The 6,029-nt window shown below is 62.2% G+C and carries 5 protein-coding genes; 4 read left to right on the top strand and 1 reads right to left on the bottom strand.

The annotated features are described in order from the left end of the window. Window positions 1–168: 168 nt before the first annotated feature. The gene (serA, locus tag FFS60_RS28250; RefSeq protein WP_028629523.1) at window positions 169–1,398 is read right to left on the bottom strand and encodes a phosphoglycerate dehydrogenase; all 1,230 of its coding nucleotides are present in this window, start codon (window positions 1,396–1,398) and stop codon (window positions 169–171) included. 187 nt (window positions 1,399–1,585) lie between these two features. Here serA and FFS60_RS28245 point away from each other — a divergent pair, with 187 nt between their 5' ends. The 4 genes from FFS60_RS28245 (at window position 1,586) to FFS60_RS28230 (ending at window position 5,173) form a co-directional block, all read left to right on the top strand. Further along, entirely contained in the window at window positions 1,586–2,977 is a 1,392-nt protein-coding gene (locus FFS60_RS28245) for an FAD-binding oxidoreductase (protein ID WP_028629524.1), read from the top strand. Between the two features lie 62 nt (window positions 2,978–3,039). Beyond that, window positions 3,040–3,705, top strand: a complete 666-nt coding sequence (locus FFS60_RS28240; RefSeq protein WP_137823865.1) for a fumarylacetoacetate hydrolase family protein — start codon at window positions 3,040–3,042, stop codon at window positions 3,703–3,705. An 86-nt stretch (window positions 3,706–3,791) separates the two neighbouring features. Beyond that, window positions 3,792–4,724: an SdiA-regulated domain-containing protein gene (locus FFS60_RS28235; RefSeq protein ID WP_028629526.1), complete on the top strand. Its 933-nt coding sequence runs from the start codon at window positions 3,792–3,794 to the stop codon at window positions 4,722–4,724. Window positions 4,725–4,825: 101 nt separating this feature from the next. Then, on the top strand, window positions 4,826–5,173 hold the full coding sequence (locus FFS60_RS28230; RefSeq protein WP_028629527.1) for a NirD/YgiW/YdeI family stress tolerance protein: 348 nt from the start codon (window positions 4,826–4,828) through the stop codon (window positions 5,171–5,173). The last annotated feature ends 856 nt before the right edge of the window (window positions 5,174–6,029 follow it).

Below are 6,029 nucleotides of genomic sequence, written 5' to 3'. Positions count from 1 at the left end.
CCTGACCGCGCGCCTCTCCCTGGATGTAGCCCATAAACGACAATGCCCGTATCGATCGATACGGGCATTGTCTTCAGCTTCGACTCAGACGGCTAGGTTTTCACACAGTCTGCGAAGCCTCCCTTTTTCATGTCCGGCGAAGTATCGCCGATGCGCAGCGGCCCCTTGTTAGAAGAGGACGCGGCTGCGGATGGTGCCGTTCACGTGCTGCAGTTTCTCGAGGGCGAGGTCCGAGTACTCGGCATCGACGTCGATCACCACGTAGCCAACCTTCTCGTCGGTCTGCAGGTACTGACCGGAGATGTTGATGCCGTTGTCGGCGAACACCTTGTTGATCTCGCTCATCACGCCCGGCACGTTCTCGTGGATGTGTAGCAGGCGGTGCTTGCCCGGGTGGGACGGCAGGGCCACTTCGGGGAAGTTGACCGAGGACACCGAGGTACCGTTGTCGCTGTACTTGACCAGCTTCTCGGCCACTTCCAGGCCGATGTTGGCCTGGGCCTCGGCAGTGGAACCACCGATGTGTGGGGTCAGGATCACGCGGTCCAGGCCACGCAGCGGGCTCTCGAACTCTTCGTCGTTGGACTTGGGCTCGACCGGGAACACGTCGATCGCGGCGCCGATCAGGTGCTCGTCCTTGATGGCTTCGGCCAGGGCGTCCAGCTTCACCACGGTGCCGCGGGCGGCGTTGATCAGGATGCCGCCTTGCTTGATGGCGCGGATCTCCTTCTCACCGATCATCCACTGGGTGGACGGCAGCTCGGGCACGTGCAGGGACACGATGTCGGACATGCCGAGCAGTTCGTGCAGGTTGCCCACCTGGGTGGCGTTACCCAGCGGCAGCTTGGTCACGGTGTCGTAGAAGAAGACCTGCATGCCCAAGGCCTCGGCCAGGACCGACAGCTGGGTGCCGATGGAGCCGTAACCGACGATACCCAGCTTCTTGCCACGGATTTCGAAGGAGTTGGCTGCGGACTTGATCCAGCCGCCGCGGTGGCAGGAAGCGTTCTTCTCCGGGATGCCACGGAGCAGCAGGATCGCTTCGGCCAGCACCAGTTCGGCGACCGAGCGGGTGTTGGAATAGGGGGCGTTGAACACCGCGATACCGCGCTCGCGAGCGGCACTCAGGTTGACCTGGTTGGTGCCGATGCAGAAGCAGCCGACGGCGATGAGCTTCTTGGCGCAGTCGAACACCTCGTCGGTGAGCTGGGTACGCGAGCGGATGCCGATGAAGTGGACGTCGGCGATCTTCTCTTTCAGTTCATCACCCGAGAGGGCGCCCTTGAGGTACTCGATATTGGTGTACCCGGCGGCCTTCAGGGTGTCCACGGCATTCTGGTGGACGCCTTCGAGGAGAAGGAACTTGATCTTGCTCTTTTCGAGAGAGGTCTTGCTCATCTGCGTACCTATGTATCCCGGTAAAAATGACAGAAGCGGGCCGTGGGGGGACTTGGCTGCTACCCGGAAAATCGGCTGGAGAGCACGATTCGCGGGGTGCGTATGCTAGCATGATCTCCTTTTCCCTTGCTCGGTTGCGACCTGAATCGTTCTCAGGGCGACCATGAATGATTTGAGAGTTCCGCTGATGACCAACGTTGCCCTGATCGAAGAGCTGAAGACCCTGGTTGAGCCCGGCAAGGTGTTGACCGACGCCGCGTCCCTGGAGGCTTACGGCAAGGACTGGACCAAGCATTTCGCCCCGGCCCCCAGCGCCATCGTCTTCCCCAAGAGCATCGAGCAAGTACAGGCCATCGTTCGCTGGGCCAACCAGCACAAGGTCGCGCTGGTCCCCTCTGGTGGCCGTACCGGCCTCTCCGCCGCGGCTGTAGCAGCCAATGGCGAAGTGGTCGTCGCCTTCGACTACATGAACCAGATCCTCGAATTCAACGAGTTCGACCGCACCGTGGTCTGCCAGCCGGGCGTGGTTACCGAGCAGCTGCAGAACTTCGCCGAAGAAAAGGGCCTGTATTACCCGGTGGACTTCGCGTCTGCCGGTTCCAGCCAGATTGGCGGCAATATCGGTACCAATGCCGGCGGGATCAAGGTTATTCGCTACGGTATGACCCGGAACTGGGTAGCCGGCCTGAAGGTGGTCACCGGCGCTGGCGACCTGCTGGAGCTGAACAAGGACCTGATCAAGAACGCCACCGGCTACGACATGCGCCAGCTGTTCATCGGCGCCGAAGGCACCCTGGGCTTCGTGGTGGAAGCCACCATGCGCCTGGACCGTGCGCCGAAGAACCTCACCGCCATGGTCCTGGGCTCGCCCGACCTGGACTCGATCATGCCGGTGCTGCACGCCTTCCAGAGCAAGCTGGACCTGACCGCTTTCGAGTTCTTCTCCGACAAGGCCATGGCCAAGGTCCTGGCCCGTGGCGACGTGCCGGCTCCCTTCGAAACCGATTGCCCCTTCTATGCGCTGCTGGAGTTCGAGGCCGCCAGCGAAGAGATCGCCAACGACGCCCTTGCCACTTTCGAACATTGCGTCGAGCAGGGCTGGGTGCTGGATGGCGTGATGAGCCAGAGCGAGCAGCAACTGCAGAACCTGTGGAAGCTGCGCGAGTACATCTCCGAGACCATCTCCCACTGGACCCCGTACAAGAACGACATCTCCGTCACGGTTTCCAGGGTGCCAGCGTTCCTGCATGACATCGACGCCATCGTCGAAGCCAACTATCCGGACTTCGAAGTGGTCTGGTTCGGCCATATCGGCGACGGCAACCTGCACCTGAACATCCTCAAGCCGGACAACCTGTCCAAGGACGAGTTCTTCGCCAAGTGCGCCACCGTGAACAAGTGGGTGTTCGAGACCGTGCAGAAGTACAACGGCTCCATCTCCGCCGAGCACGGCGTGGGCATGACCAAGCGTGACTACCTCGGCTACAGCCGCTCGGAGCCGGAGATTGCGGTGATGAAAGCGATCAAGGCGGTGTTCGATCCGAACGGGATCATGAACCCGGGGAAAATCTTCAATTGAGCAGACAGGCGGTGGAGCGATCCACCGCCTGTTTCGTATGGATACCGTTCAGGAGTCGGTAAATGAGCTACCAGCATCAGTATGTCGATGGCACCTCGATCCACTTTTCCCTGGGCAAGGTGGTCTGCGTCGGCCGCAACTACGCCGAGCACGCCAAGGAACTGAACAACCCTGTGCCCACCGAGCCGCTGCTGTTCATCAAGCCGGGCTCCTGCGTGGTGCCGCTGGCCGGTGGCTTCAGCATTCCCCAGGACCGTGGCGCGGTGCATTTTGAAGCGGAAATCGCCGTGCTGATCGGCAAGCCGCTGTCGCGCCACCCGGACGAAGAGGAAGTGCGCGACGCCATCTCCGGCTTCGCCCCCGCCCTGGACCTGACCCTGCGCGACGTGCAGGCGAAGCTCAAGGAGAAGGGCCTGCCCTGGGAAATCGCCAAGAGTTTCGACGGTGCCTGCGTGCTGGCGCCCTTCGTGCCGGGCGACGCGCCCGAACAGTTGGACGACATTGGCATTCGCCTGACCATCAACGGCGAAGTCCGCCAGGACGGCAACAGCCGTGACATGCTCAACCCCATCCTGCCGCTGATCCAGCACATGGCGGGTCACTTCAGCCTGCTACCGGGTGACGTCATCCTCACCGGTACCCCGGTGGGCGTCGGCCCGCTGAACCAGGGCGATGACCTGGTGCTGGAACTGGTTGGCCACAGCCGCTTCGAAAGCCGGGTCATCTGATCCGGCCGACCGGCGGAGATGCATTTCACGGAACTTTCACTGGCATATGGCTATCTCTTAGCCACCCTTTCGTCGAGTAGTATCCGATGCCGCTCCGCCTCCTGCCGTTCATCCGCCGCCGCAGGCTGATGCTGGGACTGGTCGCCGCCTTCGCCGGGACCACCGCCCTGACTAGTTACATGCACTGGGACGACCGCGCCCTGGTCTGGCTGGGTGAGCAGCAACTGACCCAGGAACAGCGCGCCGACAGCATCTGGCTGCCGGGCTACAGGGCCGTGCTGCAGGGCAAGCCACTGGCTGGCCTGGAGAACGACGAAACCTCGGACCTGGCCTACAACCCGGTTACCGGTACCCTGTTCACCGTCACCGGCAAGTCACCGACCCTGGTGGAGCTGAGCCGAGACGGCGAGGTGCTGCGCAGGATTCCACTGAAGGGCTTCTCCAACCCCGAAGGTGTAGCCGTGCTGGAAGGTGGCCATGTTGCGGTGACCGATGAACGCCGCCGCACCTTGTCGATTTTCGAGCTGGACCCGGAAACCCGTGAGTTGAGCGCCGGTAGTACGCCTGAGTTCGACCTCGGTTTCCCCGACTCGGGCAACAAGGGCTTCGAAGGCATCGCCTGGGACCCGGCCCAGGGCCGGCTAATTCTCGGCAAGGAGCGTGGCCCCGTTGCGTTGTTCAGCCTCGGCAGCGACGGCAGCGAAGCCCACGGCGACGTACTTCGACCGCTCCCCAGTTATGGCCTGGGTATGCGCAATCTCTCCGCACTCAGCATCGATCCGCGCACCGGCCATCTGCTGGTGCTCTCCGCCCAGTCCAATCTGCTGCTGGAGCTGGACGAACAGGGCGAGCCTGTCAGCTTCATCAGCCTGCTCGGCGGCATGAATGGCCTGGAAAGCCGCATCCCCCGCGCCGAAGGCGTGGCTATGGACGAGAGCGGCGACATCTACGTCGTCAGCGAGCCGAACCTGTTCTACGTGTTCCGCAAGCAGCTGGTGGCCAGCGCCGATCCGAGTTAGGGCGCCCCACCGTTAAGCTTCGCTTAAGGCGCTTTTAAGCCTCGTTTCAGCCAGCCGCCCTAGCCTGATCCCGTCAACCAAAACCACACGGGATCACGTCCATGAAAACCAAATACCTCGCCCTGCTGGCCGCGCCGCTGTTCTCTACTGCCGTCATGGCCAGCAGCTACACCGGCCCCGGCGCCACGTCCCAGATCACCACTGTCGCGGCCGCGCTTGAGGCCGCCGATGATGCACCGGTGGTGCTGCAGGGGCAGATCGTCAAGCGCATCAAGGGCGACATCTACGAGTTCAAGGACGCCAGCGGCACCATGAAAGTGGAGATCGACGACGAAGACTGGCCGCCCATGTCCATCGACGACAAGGCCACCGTCAAACTGACCGGCGAAGTGGACCGCGACCTGATGGGCCGCGAAGTGGATGTGGAGTTCGTCGAGCGGGTGAACTGAGCCAAAGGGCGAAGATCATGCTCGGGACCTGTGGGGGGCGAATGAATTGGCTATGTCTGAGTTTTAGCTGTTGCGAGACGGCAACCGGCAATCGGCGAGCGTGAGTGCGGGTAGGAGCCAGCTTGCTGGCGAAAACGTCCGCATTCGCTAGCAAGCTAGCTCCTACAACAGATTCATTCGCCAAGGGCTGCAGCGCACCCCCCCTACGGGAAACCCGGGCAGACCTTCGGCCTGCTTGGCGAATGAATTGGCTATGTCTGCGTTAAGTGTTGCTAGAACGTCCTGAGCCAAGTTGATTATCGAGTTCTGCGGATGTTTCTGGTTTCGCCTTCCCAGGCGCCTCCCTTTGGCAGACGACCCAAAGGAAGCAAAGGTCTTGCCCCTGCATCCGGGTCCGGCTTCGCCGGACTGCCCTCCCTCCATCGTTGCTCCGGGGGCACGGCGAGAGGGGCCATCCATGGCCCCACACGCCTCTCGCGGCATCCATGCCGCTCGTCCCCCTGCACAACGATTCCGCTCGGCCTCCTGAAGGGGCGCAGTCGCTGCCCCACCTCGTCAGCCCGGTTTCAGGCCCATGTGGGCTTCAGGATGGTTTGTACCTCGCCGGCGCGAGTCACCCCTCTACCTCTGGGAGAGGGGCCGGGGCGGGCCGCGTTCGGATGAGGGTTTTGTCAGGCTGGCGCGGAAGCCTAAAAGGCCTGCGCTAGAGCGCTTCTCTCAACGTCCCAACAGCTAACGCAGACTGTACTGGTCTAATTCTCGTGGACACCTCGATAGGGGATGATCATCCCCAACGAGGACCCAGAAAGACATGACATCACGTACCCGTAGAAGCTTTGACACCGCCTTCAAGTTG

The sequence above is a fragment of the Pseudomonas sp. D(2018) genome (genome assembly GCF_005502555.1).
GTDB lineage: Bacteria > Pseudomonadota > Gammaproteobacteria > Pseudomonadales > Pseudomonadaceae > Metapseudomonas > Metapseudomonas resinovorans.
This window is presented reverse-complemented; position numbering and strand designations above follow the sequence as displayed.